Raw genomic sequence first — 20,081 nt, 5'->3', positions numbered from 1 at the left:
GATGCCGCAGGATGGCGTCAGAGAAACGCTGGCCGTTTAGCCAAAATGGACAGCTCTCGTCACGTCAAAAAATCGATAATTTTTCTTGCCTGCAACCTTTGCCGCGTACATGGCAGTATCGGCGTTCTTGATCAGGTCAGCGGGTGTTTCTCCGTCAGCGGGGAACATGGCAATTCCGATTGACGTACCCACCTGCGCGGTCTTGCCTCGAAGGCTCATGGGTTCATTGACGGTGGCAAGGATACGGCTGGCGATATGGGCGACCTCGTCCCGATTCATGGGGTTGTCGAGGATTATTACAAACTCATCGCCGCCCAGACGGGCTACCGTGTCTGTTTGCCGTACTACGGTCAAGAGCCTTTGTGCCACCACCTTCAATACATCGTCGCCGACTTCGTGGCCCAGCGTGTCGTTGACGGGTTTGAATCCATCAAGATCAAGAAACATGACAGCCAGTTCGCGGTGCTCACGCGTGGACATCGCTATCTGACGGTCAAGCCGCTCCAGCAGCAAGGTACGATTTGGCAGGTCGGTCAATGCATCATGAAAGGCCAGGTGCCTTACATGCTCGTCTTTTCGCCAAAGGGCAGTAATGTCATTGAACACAGCCACATAGCGATGAGCTGCGCCCGCGGCGTCAAAAATGGCGGTGATAACCATTCGCTCAGGATAAACGTCCCCGTTCTTGCGCCGATTCCACAACTCTCCCTCCCAACGACCTTTAGCGTTTATGTCTTGCCACATGGCAGCATAGAAAGCCTTGTCGTGCCGATTCGACTTGAGAAGGCGGGGGTTCTCCCCGAGGACTTCCTCCGCGGAGTAGCCGGTGATCCTGGTAAATGCAGGATTGACCGAGAGGATTGTTCCATGAGCATCGGTCACCGTAATGCCGTCGTCGGTGCTTCTGTAGACGCTGGCGGCCAGTTCCAGCGCCGCTTCTGCTTCCTTGAGCGGCGTCACGTCAGTGACCAGGACGAAAAACCCGACGACCACCCCAGCGCTATCAAGGTCAGGAACATAGGCTGCCCAAGTGTGACCAACCGTTCCATCCGGCTTGGTCATGATGCGAGCGAACTGTTGATTGACACCAGCCAAGGCCCCTTGAATATGGGGTTCGTTCAGCGCAAACAGTTTCTCGCCTAGCAACTCCCGGAGTGTCACGACGTCAATGAGCTCCTCTGGCAATTTGCCGAACCACTCAAGGTAGCGATTGTTGGCAAAACGGCAGCGCAAGGTGGCGTCCCAATAGGCAACCATGCCGGGGATGGCATTGGTAATACCGCGGATAAATCGCTCCCGCTCAGCAATCAGCTGCGCCGACGCCTCGGCATTGGCGCGTGCGGCTTCTTGTTCGGAAATATCACGAACAAGACCGACAAAGAATTTGCCTTCTGGCGAGGCAGCCTCGGTAACACCGAGGTGCATCGGGAAGGTTCCACCATTTTTTCGCAGGCCGGTGACGATGCGTCCGATGCCGATAACCTTTGCCTGGCGAGTCGCCGAGTAGTGGGCGAGATAGTCATCGTGCTCGGCCTTATACGGCGGCGGCATCAGCATGTTGACGTTCTTGCCCAGCACTTCGTCCTCGGTATAACCAAAGATGGATTCCGCTGCTTTGTTGAAACGACCAATTTTTCCAGCGTCGTTAATCTGGATGATGCCTTCGATGACATTGTCGATAACCGCCGTGGAGGAACGCTGAATCGCAGCAATCCGCATCATCGCCCGGATGCGAATGTCCAGGATCAGCGGCTTGATCGGCTTTACCATGTAATCATCGGCACCGGCCAAGAACCCGCCAAGGATATCTTCCTCTGCATCCAGGCCGGTGATAACGATGATCGGAACCCAGATTGCGCTTGGAATGGCCTTGATCCGTTTCACGGCCTCCAAGCCACCGATGCCTGGCATGACGACGTCCATCAATACGAGATCGAATTGCTGGCGCTTGTAGGCGATGATTGCTTCTTCGCCTGACTCTACGTAAGTGACATGGTGTCCGGCATCACGCAAGTATTCGGAGACAAATTGCCCCACGGATTTTGTGTCATCGGCCAGCAGGATGTTTAGCGGTTTCATTCAGGGGAACGAGTACGAAAAGTGTGGTGGATGAGTCTACTATAATGACAGGTCGCTATTCTGAAGCATTCACCAGAATGGCTGATCTTTGAAATTCCGACCATGCAACGCTTGTCTTCTTGCCAGCTTAACGCCCTCTGCGCATTCCTGCGTATTCCCCGCCACCTCTGCTTTCCCGGATAATCCTGGCATGACCTCGCGCCTTCCCGTATCGCTGCCGGAGCATTCGCCCAGCTGGCACGCCGAGTTGCATCTTGGCTTTGCCCTTGCCGGCGAGCGGTCAGTGCTGCGTGAAAACCGTCATCGCGGCCCGCTGCGCGTGCAAAAAGCGCTGTACCCGGAGGGCGATGCGGTGTGTCAGGCCATTGTGCTGCACCCGCCATCCGGCATTGCCGGCGGCGATCATCTGGCGATTACGGCTGATATTGGCGCTGGCGCTCATGCCCAGCTAACAACGCCGGGCGCCGGCAAGTGGTATCGCAGCGGCGGTGCCGAGGCTTCGCAGTGCATCGCTTTCACGGTAGCCGAAGGCGCGACCCTCGAATGGCTGCCGCAAGAAACCATTATTTTCGACGGCGCCCGGGCACGTATGGAAACCCGCGTTTCTCTGGCGGCAGACAGTCGCTATATTGGCTGGGACATCCTCTGCCTTGGTCGCTCCGCTGCTGGCGAACGTTTTGGAAATGGTCGTTTTGACCTGTTTTTTCGGGTTGACCGTGGCAATGCGCCAATTTGGCTCGAACGTGGTGGTTTCGACGGCAACGACGCCATGCTGGCCAGCCCGGCCGGCTGGGCTGGCGCCACAGTGTGCGGCACCTTGCTGTGCACTTTTCCCGAATTGCCGCAGCAGGCGGCGAGCTTGCTCGAAGCATGTCGTCAGATAGCCCCAGCCGATGCTGCAAATCATGGACTGAGCGCCTTGCCCGGCATCCTTGTCGCCCGCTATCTTGGCCACAGCAGCGAGGCTGCCCGCTTGTGGTTCTCCAACCTTTGGGCGATCCTGCGTCCGGTTTGCTGTCCCCTAAAGGGACTTCCGCCGGGGCGCGGTCGTCCGGCCGTTATCCCCCGAATCTGGAATACCTGAGGAGTCTTCATGGAACTGACACCCCGCGAAAAAGACAAGCTGCTCATTTTCACCGCCGGCCTGCTCGCCGAGCGGCGCAAGGCCAAGGGCCTGAAGCTGAACTACCCGGAAGCCGTGGCACTGATCACCTGCGCCATCATGGAAGGCGCCCGCGAAGGCAAGACGGTTGCCGATCTGATGCACGAAGGCACGCAGGTGCTGAACCGCGCTGACGTCATGGACGGCATCGCCGAGCTGATCCCGGAAATCCAGGTTGAAGCCACCTTCCCGGACGGCACCAAGCTGGTCACTGTACATAACCCGATTGTTTAATCGCGCATGATTACCCTAAACCCCCCCAGCCCCCCTTGTCAGGGGGCAGTGACCGTCGAGCGACGGGAGCTGCAGTGCTCCTCCCCTGAAAAGGGGAGGCCGGGAGGGGTTTCCTGCGGCACGGTCATCGCGAGCTGCAAACATTTCAACACCCTCTATCTGGAGCGCCCATGATCCCCGGAGAACTCCTCGCCGAACCCGGCGAACTCGAACTTAACGCCGGCCGCCCGACGATCACGCTGGTCGTCGCCAACACCGGTGACCGGCCGATCCAGGTCGGCTCGCACTATCACTTTTACGAAACCAATGCCGGGCTGAACTTTGATCGCGAAGCGGCGCGCGGCTTCCGTCTCGACATCGCCGCCGGCACTGCCGTGCGCTTCGAGCCGGGCCAGACGCGGACCGTGCAATTGGTAGCCTTGGCCGGTGACAAGAAGGTCTACGGTTTCCGCGGCCTCGTTCAGGGAGCACTGTGATGAGCACAAAAATCACCCGTCAGGCTTATGCCGAAATGTTCGGCCCGACCACCGGCGACCGCCTGCGGCTGGCCGATACCGAGCTGATCATCGAAGTCGAGAAGGACTACACGATCTACGGCGAGGAAGTTAAATTCGGCGGCGGCAAGGTCATCCGCGACGGCATGGGCCAGGGCCAGCGCGTCTCGGCCGAGACCGTTGACACCGTGATCACCAACGCCCTGATCGTCGACGCCGTAACCGGCATCATCAAGGCCGACATTGGCCTCAAGGACGGCCGTATTGCCGCCATCGGCAAGGCGGGCAACCCGGACATCCAGCCCGGCGTCACCATCGTCATCGGCCCCGGCACCGAGGTTATTGCCGGCGAAGGCATGATCGTCACGGCCGGCGGCATCGACAGCCATATTCATTTCATCTGCCCGCAGCAGATCGACGAGGCACTGTATTCCGGCGTCACTACCATGCTCGGCGGCGGTACTGGCCCGGCCACCGGCACCTACGCCACGACCTGTACGCCGGGGCCCTGGCACATTCACCGCATGCTTGAAGCGGCCGAGGCTTTCCCAATGAACCTCGGCTTTCTCGGCAAGGGCAACGCCAGCCTGCCGGAAGCCCTGCGCGAGCAGGTCGAGGCCGGCGCCATGGGCCTCAAGCTACACGAAGACTGGGGCACGACGCCAGCCGCCATCGACTGCTGCCTGACGGTGGCCGACGAGATGGACGTGCAGGTCGCCATCCACACCGACACCCTCAACGAATCCGGCTTTGTCGAAGCAACGCTGGGCGCCTTCAAGGGCCGCACCATCCACACCTTCCACACCGAAGGTGCCGGCGGCGGCCACGCGCCGGACATCATCAAGGCGACCAGTCTGGCCAATGTACTGCCCAGTTCGACCAATCCGACCATGCCCTACACGGTGAACACCATCGACGAGCATCTCGACATGCTGATGGTTTGCCATCACCTCGATGCCAGCATCGCCGAGGACGTCGCCTTCGCCGAAAGCCGCATCCGTCGCGAGACGATTGCTGCCGAGGACATCCTGCACGACATGGGTGTCTTCTCGATGATGAGTTCCGACTCGCAGGCCATGGGCCGCGTCGGCGAGGTGATCATCCGCACCTGGCAGGCGGCGCACAAGATGAAGCTGCAGCGCGGTGCGCTGCCCGAAGATACGGCAAGAAACGACAACTTCCGCGTCAAACGTTACATCGCCAAATACACCATCAACCCGGCGTTGACCCACGGTATTGCCCACACCGTCGGCTCCATCGAAGTTGGCAAGCTGGCCGACCTGGTGCTGTGGAAACCGGCCTTCTTCGGCGTCAAGCCGTCGTTGATTCTCAAAGGTGGCATGATCGCCGCCGCTGCGATGGGCGATCCCAACGCGTCGATTCCGACGCCGCAGCCGGTGCATTACCGACCGATGTTCGGCAGCTTCGGCAAGGCTTTGAAGACCTCGGTGACCTTTGTTTCGCAGGCGGCGCTGAAGAATCCTGCGGTCCACGCGCTAAATCTGCAAAAACCGCTGATCGCCGTCTCCGGCACGCGTACGGTCAAGAAGTCCGACATGGTGCACAACGGTGCGACGCCGGAAATCACCGTTGATCCCGAAACCTATGTCGTCAAGGCCGATGGCGTGCATCTGGTCTGCGAACCGGCGACCGAATTGCCACTGGCCCAGCGTTATTTCCTGTTCTGATTAACGTGGCATTCATGGGCTTTTCTCCAGAGGTTGCTGCCGTTCTCGGTTCTTATGTCTACGTGTATATCGATCCCCGAACCAACACACCGTTTTATATCGGGAAAGGCGTTGGCAATCGTGCCTTTGCTCATCTCGAAGAAAGTACCGAGACAGAAAAGGTACAGAAAATTCGCGAGCTGAGAAATGCTGGTATAGAACCCAAGATTGATATTTTGCGCTACGGTTTGACAGATGCTGAAGCAGCCTTGGTTGAAGCGTCTTCAATTGACCTAATCGGAAAACAACAACTGACCAACCGAGTTTCCGGCCTACATAGTCGTTCGTTTGGTCGAATCGATTCAAAGGAAATCATTGCGATGCTGACAGCCAAGCCTGTTGAGGTTGTACATAAAGCTGTGTTGTTTACTATCAACAAACTTTTCCGGAGCGACATGTCCTCTCAAGAGTTGTACGAAGCGACGCGCGGCGTATGGAAAATTGGCACCAAGCGGGACGAAGTCGAGTTTGCCTTTGCTGTGTATCAGGGAGTGGTACGAGAGGTATATCAGGTTGAGGCCTGGTTCCCCGCTGGAACCATGCCTTACTCCACAAGAGAGGCGCCCACGGTCAATGTATTTGGCCGCTGGGAGTTCAAAGGACAAGTGGCACCAGAGTCAATCAGGAATATGTATATCGGCTTCTCGGTCGGGCCTAGCGGTCAAAATCCGTTTCGATACGCCAATATCTGACCATGCTGATCCTCAATCAACGCATTATCGCCCCCGCCACCGACTCGGTGGCGCTCGCCTACGACGAACGCAAGCGCAGCCGCCTCAAGGTCACGCTGGCCTCCGGACTTGAGGCTGGCATCTTCCTCGAACGCGGCGATCATCTGCAAGGTGGCGACAAGCTGGCAGCCGAAGACGGGTCGGCCGTCGTCGAAATTCTCGCCGCGCCGGAAAAACTCATCGAGGCCGTCGCCGAAGGCCCACTGCTTTTCGCCCGCGCTGCCTACCACCTCGGCAACCGGCATGTGCCGGTGCAGATTCTGCCAACTCAAAACGGCGGCAAACTGCGTTTCCAGACCGACCACGTGCTAGCCGAGATGGTACGCGGGCTGGGTTGCACGGTCGGCGAAACCGAAGCCCCGTTCCAGCCGGAGTCCGGCGCTTATGGTGCGCACGGCGGCCATCATCATGGCGATGATGAGCCAGCCGACCTGCACAACCCCGGCCACGGCGCACATCGCTCGGTGCCGAAAATCCACCAGTTCAAGCCGCGCTGACGGTTCGCCATCAAGAAACAATGATAATGGAACTGGCCCGACTGAGCCTGTTGTTCGCGCTGACCGCGCTGGCCGAAATCATCGGCTGCTACTTGCCCTGGCTGACGCTGAAACAAGGCCACAGCGCCTGGCTGCTGCTTCCGGCCGCCTTCTCACTGGCGATTTTCGCCTGGCTGCTGACGCTACACCCGACGGCCGCCGGTCGAACCTATGCGGCTTACGGCGGTATGTATATCGCCGTGGCCCTGCTCTGGCTGCGCGTCGTCGATGGCGTCACGCTGACCCGCTGGGATTTGGTCGGCGCAGCCATCGCCCTGTGCGGCATGGCGGTCATTGCCCTGCAGCCGTCCGCCACCTGATCAGCCTATGCCCTCACATCCGCCGCTGATGAACACGCTTCCGCCAAGCCTGCAACTTGCCCGCCTGCTGCAACTGGCCAGCCCGGCGCTACCGGTCGGCGCCTACACTTATTCGCAGGGTCTGGAATGGGCAGTGGAATCCGGCGTCATTCGCGACGAAGCGACCGCCGGCTGCTGGATCGCCGACCTGATGCAGCACGGCATCGGTTGCTATGAGGCGCCTTTGGTTGGCGCTTTGATGGCGGCATGGTTGGCGGACAACACGCCGGAAATCGACTGCCTCAACGCCGAATTCCTGGCCAGCCGCGAATCGGCCGAACTGCGCGCCGAAACAGTACAGATGGGTTTTTCCATGCGTCGCCTGCTGCGCGATCTGCGCGATGACGATCTCGCCCCGGTGGCGACGACCGTTGAAGCGCTGCCAGAAGTCGCCTTTCCCACCGTCTGGTCCGGCATCGCCGCCTGCTGGGCGATCGAACCGGAAGCGGCCGTCACCGCCTATTTGTGGTCGTGGGCCGAAAACCAGGTGATGGCCGCCCTGAAAGCCGTGCCGCTCGGCCAGGCCTCCGGCCAGCGCCTGCTGGCCGAACTGGGCCGCCAGATTCCCGATGCTGCGGTCAACGCCAAAAACTTGCCGAAAACCGAATGGTCGAATTTCACACCGGCGTTTGCCATCGCCAGTGCCCGCCACGAAACCCAATACTCACGTCTTTTCAGATCGTAAAATCATGAACAAACAAGCCCTCAGAGTAGGCATCGGCGGCCCTGTCGGTTCCGGCAAGACCGCCCTCACCCTCGCCCTTTGCCAGGCGCTGCGCGAGCAGATCGACATGGCCGTAGTCACCAATGACATCTACACCGCCGAGGATGCCAAGTTTCTGGTTAATCACTCGGCACTGGCCGCGGATCGCATCATCGGCGTGGAGACCGGCGGCTGCCCGCACACGGCCATTCGCGAGGATGCCTCGATCAATCTCGAAGCAATCGACCGCCTGCAACGCGCCTTTCCCAACGTTGAGCTGATCCTCGTCGAATCCGGCGGCGACAACCTCGCTGCCACGTTTTCGCCCGAGCTTTCCGACCTGACGCTCTATGTGATCGACGTCGCCGCTGGCGAGAAGATCCCGCGCAAGGGTGGCCCGGGCATCACCAAATCGGACCTGCTGATCATCAACAAGATCGACCTCGCCCCCATGGTCGGCGCTTCGCTGGAAGTCATGGCGCACGATGCCAAGGCGCAGCGCGGCGAGCGTCCGTTCATCTTTACCAACCTGAAGACCGGGCAAGGGCTGGATGGGATCATCGAATTCATCCGCGAAAAAGGCATGCTGTAGTGCTCTGGGCAACACGAAACTGGCCGCGCAATGCCATGAAACAATCTTTCAAATTTCGCCTAAATTTCCGGTTGACCGCAGGATTGCCATCGCACTGAAGTAAACTCCGCCCTCACACTTTTGGCAGGATGCCCGATGCAACAAGAACACTTTATTCCGGGCAAAGATGCCTCGCTCGAACACTCCATTGCCTCGATGCAGGCCAAACTGCTGGCCCGCGGCTTCGACATCGAGGAATGCTCGTGGCTGAATCCGGTCGATAACGTCTGGTCCGTGCATGTGCGCAATCGCGCCTGCCACCTGATGTTCACCAACGGCAAGGGCGCGACCAAACTGGCCGCCCACGCCAGCGCGCTCGGCGAGTATTTCGAGCGCCTGTCGTGCAATTATTTCTGGAACCACTACTACCTTGGCGATGCTGTTTCCAACCGCGAATTCGCCCACTACCCACGCGAACGCTGGTTTGCGCTGCCGGAAAATGGCACCGACTGGCCGGCCGACCTGCTGACGCCGGAGCTGCAAGCCTTCTACAACCCGGATGGCAACATCCCGGCTGAGGCGCTGATCGATGTCAACACCGGCAACTTCGACCGTGGCATTTGCGCCATTCCCTACGTGCGCCAGAGTGACGGCGCCGAGGTCTTCGTGCCGGTCAACATCATCAGCAACCTCTACGTCAGCAACGGCATGTCGGCCGGCAACACGCAGGCCGAGGCCCGCGCCCAGGCGCTGTCGGAAATCCTCGAACGCCACGTCAAATTCAAGGTCATCGCCGAAGGCCTTTGCCTGCCCGACGTACCGGAAGAAGTCATTGCCCGCTACCCGACCATCGCCGCCGGCATCAAGGGCCTGCGCGACGCCGGCTTCGGCATACTGGTCAAGGATGCCTCGCTCGGCGGTAAGTACCCGGTCATGTGCGTGACCATGCTCAACCCGAAGGACCAGGGCGTTTTCGCCAGCTTCGGCGCCCACCCGCGCTTTGAAATCGCCCTCGAACGCGCCCTGACCGAACTGCTGCAGGGCCGCGCCCTCGAAGCCCTCGACGGCTTCCCGCCCCCCGGCTTCGATCTCGATGAAGTGGCCAGCGCGCCGAACATCGAAATTCATTTTGTCGACTCCAGCGGCATCGTGCACTGGAATTTCTTCGGCGAAACGCCGGACTTCGAATTCGCCGACTGGAATTTCAACGACCTGGAAAACGGCAAGACCGCCGACGACTACACCTGGCTGGCCAAGCGTATCCAGGACGACGGCCACGACATCTACGTCGCCGACTTCGACCATCTCGGCGTCTACGCCTGCCGCATCCTGGTCCCCGGCATGTCCGAGATCTACCCGATCGACGACCTCGAATGGGAAAACAACAGCAACGGCGCCGCCGTCCGCCCGGCCATCCTCAATCTGGCCGAACTGGACGAAGAGCAGTGCGGACAACTGCTCGACCTGCTGAACGAACTGAACATCGCCGAGGAACGCCCGGTAGCCGCACTGATCGGTCTGGCGCCGGATGCCGGCTCGATCTGGGCTGACCTCCGTATCGGCGAACTGAAGGCCATGCTGGCCCTGGCCGTTGGCGACACCGATGCGACGATTGAAGGTTGCGAATGGGTGCGGCAGTTCGAGCAACTGGATGCCGGCCGCCGCCGCATTTACCAGTGCATCGCCACGCTGCTCGAAATGGAAGACCCGAATATTTTCGAAGAGGCGCTGGTCAGCTTGTACGGCGAAGAAACGCTGGACATGGCGACCGACCTGATCGATGGCGAAGTCCGCTTCTTCGGCCTGGCCTCACCGGGCCTGGCGCTCGAAGGCTGCGACTTGCATCAGCGCTTGCTCCAGGAATACGAAAAAGCGAGTGCGACCAAATAAGCATTCATACCACCCCAAGCGTGCTGATGAAGCCCCTGCACAGCAAGACGGCCAGCAAAGCTGGCGCGTCGCTGTGGATTCCTTCGGGGCGCGGTCAACCGGAAAAAACAGCCAAAATCCAAATATTGTTTTGGCCCTGACAAGGGCGCGATGGCGGGCAAGCTTGCCGCCCGCCCTGGAGTTCATTCATGAAAATCATCATCAGAACCTTCTTCAAAATTCTACGCATTATCCTCGGCCCCTTCATGCTGCTCAGCGAATTCCTGCGCCGCCCGAAGGGCGTGATTCGCCCGCCAGCCGCGCAGGCAGAGATTGATCGCCAGACCGCCAGTCTCGCGCTTTATCAGTACCAAACCTGCCCGTTCTGCATCAAGGTCCGCCAGGAGATGCGTCGCCTTTCGTTGAACGTCGAAAAGCGCGATGCGCAACACGCAGGGGCAAATCGTGACGAACTGGTTGGCAGTGGCGGCAAGGCCAAGGTGCCCTGCCTGAAAATCACCGATCAGGCCGGCCAGACCCAATGGCTGTATGAGTCAGGCGAAATCATCAACTACCTGCAAGGGCGCTTCGGCCAGCAAGCCGCCTAGCCTTGGCGGGCCTGTCAGCGGCGCGCGTCAATGCGCCGCTTTCGCCAGCCACTTGAGCAACGTCGCGTACAAATGGGCCGGATCGACCGGCTTGGCGATAAAATCGTTCATGCCGACCTCGAAGCAACGTGTCCTGTCCTCTGAAAAGGCGTTCGCCGTCATGGCCAGGATCGGGATGCTACTGCCATTGGGCAACGCCCGAACCATCCGCGTCGCTGTCAGGCCATCCATTTTTGGCATCTGCATGTCCATCAGGATCAGGTCGTACCCATTGCTCTCAAGCTTTTCAAGCGCTGCAACGCCGTCGACGGCCACGTCGCCGACCAGCCCGACGTCCGTCAGCATTTCCAGCGCGATTTCCTGATTGATCGGCTCGTCTTCAACGAGCAGGATCCGGCGTCCCGGATAGTCGCGGCGCAAGATGTCGCCGGCGAGTGCCTCGTTGGCCATCGCATCGGATTGATCGATCTCCGGCCCCTTCTTCAGGCGCATCGTCAGCCAGAAAGTGCTCCCCTCCCCATACTGGCTCTCGGCACCGGCATCGCCCCCCATCAAGTTGGCCAGCTTGCGGTTAATCGCCAGGCCCAGCCCGGTACCACCGTACTTGCGTGTGATGGAGTTGTCTGCCTGTTCAAATGCGTTAAAGAGCCGCGGCAATTCGTCCTCGGCTATGCCAATCCCGGTGTCTGTCACCTCGAAGCGCAGCAGCACGCTGCCGAAGTCCTCTTCAAGCATTTTCACCCGCAAGGTCACGCTGCCGGCATCGGTAAACTTGATGGCATTGCCGGCGTAGTTGAGCAGCGCTTGTTGTATTCGAGTCGCATCGCCCAGCACGGAAGGTAACAGTGGGTCACACTCGACAATGAGCGCCAGATTTTTGGTGCGGGCGCGGTCATGCAGCATCGAAGCAACGTTGCCGAGAACGGAGTCGACCTTGACCGGCGCTTCTTCAAACGTGAATTTTCCGGCCTCGATCTTGGACAGATCGAGAATGGCATTGATGATTTCCAACAAATGCTCGCTCGCCCCTTCCAGGCGATCGAGTCGCTCCATTTGATCAGGTGCCAAGCCATGTCGCCGGATCAAATGCGCCATGCCGGTGATCGCATTGAGCGGTGTACGAATCTCGTGCGACATGTTGGCCAGAAAATCGCTCTTGGCCACGCTGGCTGATTCAGCTGCTTCTTTGGCGATGGCCAGCTCGGCGGTACGTTCGATGACCAGTTGCTCAAGTCGCTGTCGATGTTGCTGGAGCTCCTGTTGATCCAGAATTCGCTCCGTGATATCGCGGCTGATGCCAAAAATTCCGACGACTTTTCGCTGCTCATCAAACAAGGGCCATTTATTGGTCTGGACATAACCGGTCTGGCCATCCCGGTCGTAATATGGCTCTACCTTATTGATCAGCGGCCTCCCTTCGCTGACGACGGGATACTCCTCGGCCTCGTAGAGCTGCGCAGTATCCGGCGGGAAAACCTCCCGGTCGTGCTTGCCGATCATGTCACGCCAGCTGGCATGGCCGGTAATGTCGGCCAGCGTCTGGCTGCAAAAGCGAAAACGGCTATTAATATCCTTGAAATAGACGAAATCAGTGGTCTGATTGAGGAAACCCTCGAAATCCCGGTTGAACTCACCCAGTTTCCGCTCTGCCTGCTTGCGATCAGTGATATCAACGTCCATGCAGACCATAATCGGCGCCTGGGCATTTTCTCCTGGAATCAAAAATGCCGTCGACTCGACCCAACGCAATTCATCAGACCGGGTGCGGGTTGCATATTCGGTCGGCCCGTCCGCCTTGCCAGTGGCTAGCACCTCGACAAAGACACTGCTGCAACGTGCCGCTTCGTCTTGAGTAAAAATAAGCTCGTCCAACCGCTTGCCCATCGCTTCGTCTGCCGACCAGCCATAAAGTCGCTCAGAAGCCTTGTTCCAGAAAGTGACTCGCCCCTGCGGGTCGAACCACTGGACGGCGACATTCGGCGTGTTCTCAACCGTTGCAGAAAGTTGGCGACGGGATGATTCAACCCGCTCCCCCGCCTTTGCAGTCAGCCGCAGCGCCCTTCCCAGCGCCAGAAACGCGCCCAGCACAAGCAGCGCAATCAAGGCGATGCCCAAGCGCAGTGACCACAGATTGTCTGGATCAGGCGACCATCCACCGCGCGGAATCGCCGCAATCTGCCAAGCACCATAGGGTAGATGAATGTCGGCCAGCACCGGAGTGCTGGTAAATAATTCAGGACTACCGTAGAAGACGTCACCCGATGGGCCGCTGGCATCCTTGCCCCGGATGGCAATCTCGATGGGCAATTCCTTGTCGAACAGACTACTGCCTGCATACAGTTTGTCGGCGTCGATAACCGCGCTGATGATCCCCCAGAAATATTCCCGGCCATCGTCTTCGCTCAAATACACCGGCAGGCGCGCCACCAGACCAACACCGCCCTGAATTAAGTTCACGGGCCCGGCAACCACAATCTGACGCGTCACCCGCACTTGTTCGACGGCAGCGAACTGACCCGGCAGTTCACGGTAATCCACATCGATAACCTTTTCATTGCCTAGACGCGGGTAGACCTGACGAATAACCATGTTTGGCGCAACCGCCACGCTGCGAAGCAGCGTTGCGCCGGAAAACAAGGTGCGTGCCGCCAACTCGAAACGGCGTTGATCCAGATCGGGCGTCAGTGCGATCACGCCAACCATGCCTTTGACCAGCTGAATATTGCTGGTCAGATTGACTTCCAGCGCATCCCGAATCACGGTCAGGGTATGTTGAACCTCGGCGCGCTCGGCCGAAGCGAATCGCTCACGATTGATTTTCTCGGCAAAAACCACCGCCAGCGCCATCCCGCACACCAGCAAGGCGACGATGATGGAAAGTATCCTGCGACTCATTACACGGCCTCAAGGGCAACACAACAGGAAAACCAGTCGAATCTGACCAGAAAAATCAATGATCCACGGCTTCGGGGGAAAACGGTTACGACTCACGAGTGATTATTCCACCTGCGTTCATGCGAAGGAAGCGATAAATCGCTCAGCGCAAGGGTAAACGGATAATGAAGGCAGTTATGAGGCCTTCAGTTTCGGCAGTAATCGCGCCACGATGAGCCAGCACAATGGAACGCGTAATCGCCAGTCCCAGACCGCTCCCCTCGCCGTCTGTACCCAAGCGAACAAAGCGGTCAAAAATTCCCTCAAGTGCACTGACCGGGATAGGATTACCGACATTGCTGATGGTGATCACGGCCATCCCCGCCTCTTCGGCAATTCGCAGCGTGACCGAACCATCTTCAGGCGTGTGTTGTATGGCATTCACGACCAGGTTGCCGATCGCTCGCTGCAACATCAGCCGGTCACCTGGAACCTTCAAGTTTTCGCCTTCCAGCGCGAGCACCAGATGCTCGGCCAGTAGGCCGTAGTATTCCAGCAGTCCGGCGCACAGGGCTTTCAGTTCGACTTCATCACGATTCGGGATGACCAGCCCGTGATCGGCCTTGGCCAGAAAAAGCATGTCGGCAATGATCCGCGACAGGCGCTCATATTCTTCCAGATTCGACGCCAGCAATTCGCGGTATTCATCCACATTGCGCGCCTTGCCCAACGACACCTCGGTCTGCATGCGCAGGCTATGGATCGGTGTACGCAACTCGTGGGCGATGTCCGCCGAAAAATCGGACAGGCGCATGAATGATTCTTCCAGCCGGCCCAGCATGGCATTGAAGGCATGGACCAGTTCGGCCAGTTCCGGCGGTACCTTGTCTTCCGGAATACGTTCGGCCAGTTGCCCGGCCGAAATACGGCCGGCGGCACGGGCAATGTCGCGGACCGGGTGCATGCCACGGCGCACAATCAAGACGCCCACCACGGCAGTCAATAGCGCAGCGGCGAGAATGTCCATCCAGAAATCGTGCTGCAACTGATCCAGAAAATCCGTGTGATGACGAATATCGCGAGCGACCACCACATGCGCGGTTCCGGCCCAGGGGGTTTCCATGTCGGCGACGACGACCCGATATTCGGCACCGCCCAGCGCCAGCCGGACCGGCGTCCGACCAAGGGCCAGACCAGCCGCAGCCAGCGGCGCCGCCAGTTGGGCATCGGGCCATTTGAAAATTGGCCCTTTTTCCCCGTCGACCGTGACAATCACCCCATGCTCGCCAATCAGCGCATCGCCAAGGCGTGCCGCGAAGCTATCGGCCGATTGCTCCTGAGTGCCGACGTGGCCAATCAGCGCCAGCTTGCCGAAAAGATCATGGGCATCGAGCTCGGCCATGTGGGCATCGGCTGCGCGACTGAAATAGAGGCCGAGCGCCGCGAAAACCACCGTTGCCAGCAACGCGAATGCCACCGACAGGCGCAGCGTGATCGAACGCTTCCAGTCCTGCACGATCAGCGGATTTCCATCACGTACCCCATGCCGCGCAGGGTATGGATCAGTTTAGGCGTAAAGTCATCATCGACCTTGGCGCGCAGACGGCGGATGGCGACTTCGACGACATTGGTGTCGGAATCAAAATTCATGTCCCAGACCTGCGAGGCGATGAAGCTGCGGGCCAGCACTTCGCCCTGCCGACGCAGGAAAAGTTCAAGCAGCGCAAACTCCTTGGCCGTCAGGTCGATCCGCTGGCCAGCGCGAGTGGCCCGCCGCTTCAGCGCATCCAGCTCCAGATCGGCAATACTCAAGCTCTCGGCTTCCCTGACCCGCCCCCGGCGCAGCAGCGTGCGAACACGAGCCAGCAGCTCCGAGAAGGCAAAGGGTTTGACCAGATAATCATCGGCACCGAGTTCCAGTCCTTTCACCCGGTCCTCGACCTGGTCGCGCGCGGTCAGGAACAGTACCGGCAGATCGCGCCCGGCAGCGCGCAGTGCTTTCAGGACCTGCCAGCCGTCCAACCCCGGCAAATTGACATCGAGGATCAGCAGGTCGTAGTCGCCCGCCAGTCCTTCGTGCATGCCGTCCACGCCATTGCGCACCAAGTCGGCTACAAAGCCGGCCTCGCCCAGGCCCTGCCGGAGGTAGTCGCCTGTCTTTGCTTCGTCTTCGACGATCAGTATCTTCATGCCGGCATTTTGCCCGACAACCCGCCGCCTTGTCCGGCTGCCAAAAGCCAAGCTAAATGCAGGTCAGGCGACCACGGCGTCGGGACAGACGATAGACCGCCTTCCAGCGGCGCAGGGAATGAAACAGCAAACCACGCCGAACCCCTTGCAGGCTCTGGCGAAAAGCCGTCAGCACCGCTTTCGTTCGCTGGTAAATGGGGTGCCGGTGCAAGGTCTCAAAAACATGGTTCCTGAAACGAAGCACCGTATCAAAACTACGGGCGAACCAGGCGATTTCCATCAATTGCGGCCTGGTCAGCGCAAAAATCCGCGCCACCAGTGCCGTGCCGACCACCTTGGCCAGTAGAAAGGTACCGACACCGAGTGCAGCAGCGCCATGACCCAGAAAATACAGGCCGAGGAGCTTGAAGGGCAGCAGCACAGCGCCGGGAATAACGAAACAGGCGAGCGCCACATAGCGCGAAGAACGAGAAATCCAGGCATCCGCAAGGCGCAACACCGGCCAGTGGCCGATCTTTGCCATGACGCGTTCCAGCGGATCCCACAGCCATTCCCAAAACCACAACACCAGCGCCGCCACAATGATGAAGGGCGGCGTCAGCAAGCGTTTCAGTGTCGATTCCATATGCACTTTCAGGTAGATGCTTATGCAATATACCGGAACCCCGATACTTGGCCTTCGCCATAAGCGTGACAACGTGTCACGGGACGTTACCGGGAAGCCCCCTCCCCGGTAACAGTCCTCGCAGGGAAATGAAATTCGGCTTATCCAGGGACACTGTCCACGCGCCTTCAGCCTGCGACCAATTGTCACACCGTCCGAAAACCGTATGGATTTGATCTATAAACAGATTAAAGAGGCTGCTGATTCATTGATCAGAAAAGAAGCTTCAATGAGCCGGCATTTACGCCTTGCCACCATGTCGACAGCTGGCTTTGCTCGACAGGAATAAAGCCGGTAGTGGTTTTTCAGCATCATTTAAAACGCACCGAAGTGTCATCCTGTCCGGCGCTTCAAGGAGTCTTGTCATGACCAAACAAAAATTGCTTTTCCCGGCCCTCACTGCAGCGCTGTTTCTGTCGTCTGGACTGGCCGTGTCGGTTGAACCGACACCAATGAAAAACGCTACTCAAGCCCAGACGCAGGATCAGATTTACGGTAGTCAAATGATGACGCAGCAAGAACGGGCCGAGCATCGCACCAAAATGCGTGCTGCCAAAACAGCCGAAGAGCGGGAGCAAGTCCGCATGGAAAATCATGAACGAATGCAACTGCGCGCCAAGGAGCGAGGAGTAGCACTGCCTGATGAGATGCCAGCCAGAGGTGGCGGCATGGGCCCGGGACCGGGAGCCGGCATGGGTCCTGGTGGCGGCATGGGAGGTATGGGTTCTGGCGGTGGTATGGGTTCTGGCGGAGGCAGGGGTCGCTAGTCAGGCCGCATCACTGCGCCCGCAGATTCACTGATCGCGATGGATTTTGTCGAGTCAGACGCAAGGTGTTCTGACTCGACATTTTTGTGGGCGTGTAGGCGCATATACAAACTTTATTGCTCGGCGCGAATGAAGTCGGCGTCAGGCTTTATGACGGATCGTCGCCCGCAATGCTTGCAAAACCAGCAAATTGCATTGGCTTACCAATGACAATTCAGCCCCCCATACCCGCGACTGACCGGGCACCAGGCCGCACGCAAGCTACATGCTCCCCGTAAAACATTTACAATAAAAACCTCGCGGGTATTTTCAGAAGCGTTTTCGGCGATGCCTGATGCCGATCAATTCGATTGAATATCAATCTGTCAGCATGGGTTCGGGACACTCCGCATGGACAAGTTTCCGTTGCCTGTATAGCACTGACCAAGCTGTTGTATTTTCGATCCATCAATGACACTTAGCCAACTCAAGCCAAAACAGCATTCCCTTCCCAAGGCCTTTGCAGTGACCAGTAGATCTGTCGGATTTTTCTGCCTCCTGGCCCTCTCCGTATCTGGGTGCACCTCCTTGCAGGCACCTGCTTCATCGGCGCAACAAGCATCACCCGTCAATGAAAGTGGCGCCCTCAGCGCGAAATCCAGCGCCGCTGAAGCCCCACCAGTGTCAGAGGAGAAACCGGCGGCGACGGTCAGCGATGACAAGGTGATCTATTTTCCATTGCGCGTTGCCATCGTCGATGACGCCGGGAAACAAAAGCTGCGGCAACACGCCCAATATTTGAAGCAAAACCCGAAGTCGTTTGTGATGCTGCTCGGCTACATCGACGACGAGGGTAGCCGAAGCTATAACCTGGCAATCACTGAACAACGAATTTTGGCAGTCAGGAAACTGCTCCGCACCTATGGCGCGCCCATGAAGCAAATTCGTCGCAAAAGTGAAAAAACACAATCCAAATGCGCCTCTGCCGACTGCCGACAAAAAATGCGCAAGGTGGAGCTGATTTTCTCGCCCTGACGGGGCGCCATTCCCCGGCGAACGTTGATTCAGGGGTGATCCGGATTGTTTGAAGACTTGCCCTCGGCTATGCTGCGCCCCGCAGCCGATTAGCTGCTCTCGTCCATCCCACAATCCCGACTGTTCCCATGATCGTACGTCCCCACCTGCACTGGTTTCGGCTGCTTTTTGTCTGGCGCGGCTCGGTACTGCCCTACATTGTCACCCGTCTGCTGCTGGTACTCACCGTCTCCGTCCTCAGCGTCCTGAGCCGTGAATGGTGGATGAATCTGCATTCGGCATCCGCCCTGTCGATTCCACCATTCACCTTGATGGGCGTGGCACTGGCCATCTTTCTCGGCTTCCGTAACACGGTCAGCTACGACCGCTACTGGGAGGCCCGCAAACAATGGGGAGCACTGCTGATCGGTGCCCGCTCGCTCACCCGTGAAATAGCCAGCTTCGCCCCCGACGAAGTGGCATTGCAGCAACGCGTGGCCCGTACCCTGTCGGCTTTCGCTTATGCGCTGAAGCACCAACTGCGAGGTACCGACCCGCGGGATGACCTGGCCTGCCGCCTTGACGCGGCCACGCTTGAACAAGTCTGCGCCAACCGCTTCGTACCCCCCGCCCTGCTCCTCTGCCTGGCCCGGGACTTTGGCACCGCACAAAAAACCAGTATCGTCAGCGACCTGCAGCTACAGTCACTGGACCGAAATCTGAATCTCCTGACTGAAGCCTCGGGGGCATGCGAACGCATTGCCAACACGCCCATCCCCTACACCTACCGCGTACTCATGAACCGGACGGTGATGGTCTACTGCCTGTTGCTCCCCATCGGCCTGAGCACCTCGATTGGCTGGGTGACCGTACTGGTCGCCCCCTTTATCGCCTATACATTTTTGGCGCTGGACGTCATTGGCGAACAGATCGAGGAACCTTTCGGCAAGGAACCAAACGATCTTGCGCTGGCCTCGATGTGCCACGGGATTGAAGTATCCGTCTGCGAAATGGTCGGTGAAACGCCGCGTAGCACGCCGCCCGAGGTGGTCGATTACATCGTGATCTAGCGCAGGCAGGCGTACCCTCGACAGCGGCCTGGAGCGAAGATTACAAAATTGTAATTTAGCCGTCAGATACCCGTTGACCGCATCAGTGCAGAATGGGCACACCAATTTCCAAAGGAATCGCCATGCGCCTGCTGCTCGCCCTCATGCTCTCTATCAGCCTCCCCGCTTTCGCCCAGCACGACCAGCACGACCAGCACGCTGGCCACATGGCCGCGATGCAAGCGGCACCACTATCGGACGGCACCGTCAAGAAGATCGACAAGGTTGCTAACGAAGTGGTCATCCAGCACGGCCAGCTCGACAGCATCGGCATGCCGCCGATGACCATGAGCTTTGGCGTCGCCGACAAGAGCTGGATCAACAAACTGAAGGCCGGCGACAAGATCCGTTTCGCCGCTGAAATGAAGGGTGGCAGCCCAATCGTCAGCCGCTACGAAATGGCCAAGTAAG

At 58.8% G+C, this 20,081-nt stretch carries 20 protein-coding genes; 15 read left to right on the top strand and 5 right to left on the bottom strand.

What is annotated here, in order from left to right; all coding sequences use genetic code 11:
• Positions 1–36: 36 nt before the first annotated feature.
• Positions 37–2,079: a diguanylate cyclase gene (locus IPJ12_18425; protein MBK7649070.1), complete on the bottom strand. Its 2,043-nt coding sequence runs from the start codon at positions 2,077–2,079 to the stop codon at positions 37–39.
• Positions 2,080–2,269: 190 nt separating this feature from the next.
• On the opposite strand from IPJ12_18425, the gene IPJ12_18420 reads away from it, so the two are divergent.
• The 11 genes from IPJ12_18420 (at position 2,270) to IPJ12_18370 (ending at position 11,073) form a co-directional block, all read left to right on the top strand.
• The gene (locus IPJ12_18420) at positions 2,270–3,163 is read left to right on the top strand and encodes an urease accessory protein UreD (protein MBK7649069.1); all 894 of its coding nucleotides are present in this window, start codon (positions 2,270–2,272) and stop codon (positions 3,161–3,163) included.
• Between the two features lie 9 nt (positions 3,164–3,172).
• Entirely contained in the window at positions 3,173–3,475 is a 303-nt protein-coding gene (ureA, locus tag IPJ12_18415) for an urease subunit gamma (protein ID MBK7649068.1), read from the top strand.
• A gap of 170 nt (positions 3,476–3,645) precedes the next feature.
• Positions 3,646–3,951 carry an urease subunit beta gene (locus tag IPJ12_18410; GenBank protein ID MBK7649067.1) on the top strand — a complete coding sequence of 102 codons (306 nt, stop codon included), beginning with the start codon at positions 3,646–3,648 and terminating at the stop codon, positions 3,949–3,951.
• Positions 3,951–5,657, top strand: coding sequence for an urease subunit alpha (gene ureC / locus IPJ12_18405; GenBank protein ID MBK7649066.1), 1,707 nt, complete (start codon positions 3,951–3,953; stop codon positions 5,655–5,657). The genes IPJ12_18410 and ureC overlap by 1 nt, the downstream gene beginning before the upstream one ends.
• 5 nt (positions 5,658–5,662) lie before the next feature.
• Positions 5,663–6,388, top strand: a complete 726-nt coding sequence (locus tag IPJ12_18400; GenBank protein ID MBK7649065.1) for a hypothetical protein — start codon at positions 5,663–5,665, stop codon at positions 6,386–6,388.
• 2 nt (positions 6,389–6,390) lie between these two features.
• Positions 6,391–6,924, top strand: a complete 534-nt coding sequence (gene ureE / locus IPJ12_18395) for an urease accessory protein UreE (protein ID MBK7649064.1) — start codon at positions 6,391–6,393, stop codon at positions 6,922–6,924.
• A gap of 26 nt (positions 6,925–6,950) precedes the next feature.
• Positions 6,951–7,283, top strand: coding sequence for a YnfA family protein (locus IPJ12_18390; protein MBK7649063.1), 333 nt, complete (start codon positions 6,951–6,953; stop codon positions 7,281–7,283).
• A 28-nt stretch (positions 7,284–7,311) separates the two neighbouring features.
• Positions 7,312–8,007 carry an urease accessory protein UreF gene (locus IPJ12_18385; GenBank protein MBK7649062.1) on the top strand — a complete coding sequence of 232 codons (696 nt, stop codon included), beginning with the start codon at positions 7,312–7,314 and terminating at the stop codon, positions 8,005–8,007.
• Positions 8,008–8,011: 4 nt separating this feature from the next.
• Complete coding sequence (gene ureG / locus IPJ12_18380) at positions 8,012–8,617, top strand: urease accessory protein UreG (protein ID MBK7649061.1); 606 nt, start codon at positions 8,012–8,014, stop codon at positions 8,615–8,617.
• 135 nt (positions 8,618–8,752) lie between these two features.
• A complete protein-coding gene (locus IPJ12_18375; protein ID MBK7649060.1) occupies positions 8,753–10,486 on the top strand; it encodes a YcaO-like family protein in 1,734 nt (577 codons plus the stop codon).
• A 188-nt stretch (positions 10,487–10,674) separates the two neighbouring features.
• Positions 10,675–11,073, top strand: coding sequence for a glutathione S-transferase N-terminal domain-containing protein (locus tag IPJ12_18370; protein MBK7649059.1), 399 nt, complete (start codon positions 10,675–10,677; stop codon positions 11,071–11,073).
• A 27-nt stretch (positions 11,074–11,100) separates the two neighbouring features.
• Here IPJ12_18370 and IPJ12_18365 read toward each other — a convergent pair whose 3' ends face one another.
• The 4 genes from IPJ12_18365 to IPJ12_18350 form a co-directional block, all read right to left on the bottom strand.
• Positions 11,101–13,968, bottom strand: coding sequence for a PAS domain S-box protein (locus IPJ12_18365; GenBank protein ID MBK7649058.1), 2,868 nt, complete (start codon positions 13,966–13,968; stop codon positions 11,101–11,103).
• A gap of 142 nt (positions 13,969–14,110) precedes the next feature.
• The gene (locus IPJ12_18360) at positions 14,111–15,463 is read right to left on the bottom strand and encodes a heavy metal sensor histidine kinase (GenBank protein MBK7649057.1); all 1,353 of its coding nucleotides are present in this window, start codon (positions 15,461–15,463) and stop codon (positions 14,111–14,113) included.
• A gap of 2 nt (positions 15,464–15,465) precedes the next feature.
• Positions 15,466–16,137: a heavy metal response regulator transcription factor gene (locus tag IPJ12_18355; protein ID MBK7649056.1), complete on the bottom strand. Its 672-nt coding sequence runs from the start codon at positions 16,135–16,137 to the stop codon at positions 15,466–15,468.
• A gap of 52 nt (positions 16,138–16,189) precedes the next feature.
• Positions 16,190–16,762, bottom strand: coding sequence for a hypothetical protein (locus IPJ12_18350; GenBank protein MBK7649055.1), 573 nt, complete (start codon positions 16,760–16,762; stop codon positions 16,190–16,192).
• 404 nt (positions 16,763–17,166) lie between these two features.
• Here IPJ12_18350 and IPJ12_18345 point away from each other — a divergent pair, with 404 nt between their 5' ends.
• The 4 genes from IPJ12_18345 (at position 17,167) to IPJ12_18330 (ending at position 20,080) form a co-directional block, all read left to right on the top strand.
• Complete coding sequence (locus IPJ12_18345) at positions 17,167–17,568, top strand: hypothetical protein (protein MBK7649054.1); 402 nt, start codon at positions 17,167–17,169, stop codon at positions 17,566–17,568.
• 660 nt (positions 17,569–18,228) lie between these two features.
• A complete protein-coding gene (locus IPJ12_18340) occupies positions 18,229–18,582 on the top strand; it encodes an OmpA family protein (GenBank protein ID MBK7649053.1) in 354 nt (117 codons plus the stop codon).
• A 128-nt stretch (positions 18,583–18,710) separates the two neighbouring features.
• Positions 18,711–19,631, top strand: coding sequence for a hypothetical protein (locus IPJ12_18335; protein MBK7649052.1), 921 nt, complete (start codon positions 18,711–18,713; stop codon positions 19,629–19,631).
• Between the two features lie 92 nt (positions 19,632–19,723).
• Positions 19,724–20,080 (top strand): copper-binding protein, encoded by a 357-nt coding sequence (locus IPJ12_18330; protein ID MBK7649051.1) that lies wholly within the window; start codon positions 19,724–19,726, stop codon positions 20,078–20,080.
• Position 20,081 lies beyond the last annotated feature (1 nt).

The organism is Betaproteobacteria bacterium (genome assembly GCA_016709965.1).
Classification (GTDB): Bacteria; Pseudomonadota; Gammaproteobacteria; order Burkholderiales; family Rhodocyclaceae; genus Azonexus; species Azonexus amarohabitans.
The sequence above is the reverse complement of the archived record's forward strand: the minus strand, read 5'-3'. Positions and strand labels throughout refer to the sequence as shown.

Bases quoted from the DNA above. Each gene is read 5' to 3' on its own strand.
- IPJ12_18425 (MBK7649070.1), bottom strand. From the start codon at position 2,079: ATGAAACCGCTAAACATCCTGCTGGCCGATGACACAAAATCCGTGGGG.
- IPJ12_18420 (MBK7649069.1), top strand. From the start codon at position 2,270: ATGACCTCGCGCCTTCCCGTATCGCTGCCGGAGCATTCGCCCAGCTGG.
- ureA (MBK7649068.1), top strand. From the start codon at position 3,173: ATGGAACTGACACCCCGCGAAAAAGACAAGCTGCTCATTTTCACCGCC.
- IPJ12_18410 (MBK7649067.1), top strand. From the start codon at position 3,646: ATGATCCCCGGAGAACTCCTCGCCGAACCCGGCGAACTCGAACTTAAC.
- ureC (MBK7649066.1), top strand. From the start codon at position 3,951: ATGAGCACAAAAATCACCCGTCAGGCTTATGCCGAAATGTTCGGCCCG.
- ureE (MBK7649064.1), top strand. From the start codon at position 6,391: ATGCTGATCCTCAATCAACGCATTATCGCCCCCGCCACCGACTCGGTG.
- IPJ12_18390 (MBK7649063.1), top strand. From the start codon at position 6,951: ATGGAACTGGCCCGACTGAGCCTGTTGTTCGCGCTGACCGCGCTGGCC.
- IPJ12_18385 (MBK7649062.1), top strand. From the start codon at position 7,312: ATGAACACGCTTCCGCCAAGCCTGCAACTTGCCCGCCTGCTGCAACTG.
- ureG (MBK7649061.1), top strand. From the start codon at position 8,012: ATGAACAAACAAGCCCTCAGAGTAGGCATCGGCGGCCCTGTCGGTTCC.
- IPJ12_18375 (MBK7649060.1), top strand. From the start codon at position 8,753: ATGCAACAAGAACACTTTATTCCGGGCAAAGATGCCTCGCTCGAACAC.
- IPJ12_18370 (MBK7649059.1), top strand. From the start codon at position 10,675: ATGAAAATCATCATCAGAACCTTCTTCAAAATTCTACGCATTATCCTC.
- IPJ12_18365 (MBK7649058.1), bottom strand. From the start codon at position 13,968: ATGAGTCGCAGGATACTTTCCATCATCGTCGCCTTGCTGGTGTGCGGG.
- IPJ12_18355 (MBK7649056.1), bottom strand. From the start codon at position 16,137: ATGAAGATACTGATCGTCGAAGACGAAGCAAAGACAGGCGACTACCTC.
- IPJ12_18350 (MBK7649055.1), bottom strand. From the start codon at position 16,762: ATGGAATCGACACTGAAACGCTTGCTGACGCCGCCCTTCATCATTGTG.
- IPJ12_18345 (MBK7649054.1), top strand. From the start codon at position 17,167: ATGACCAAACAAAAATTGCTTTTCCCGGCCCTCACTGCAGCGCTGTTT.
- IPJ12_18335 (MBK7649052.1), top strand. From the start codon at position 18,711: ATGATCGTACGTCCCCACCTGCACTGGTTTCGGCTGCTTTTTGTCTGG.
- IPJ12_18330 (MBK7649051.1), top strand. From the start codon at position 19,724: ATGGGCACACCAATTTCCAAAGGAATCGCCATGCGCCTGCTGCTCGCC.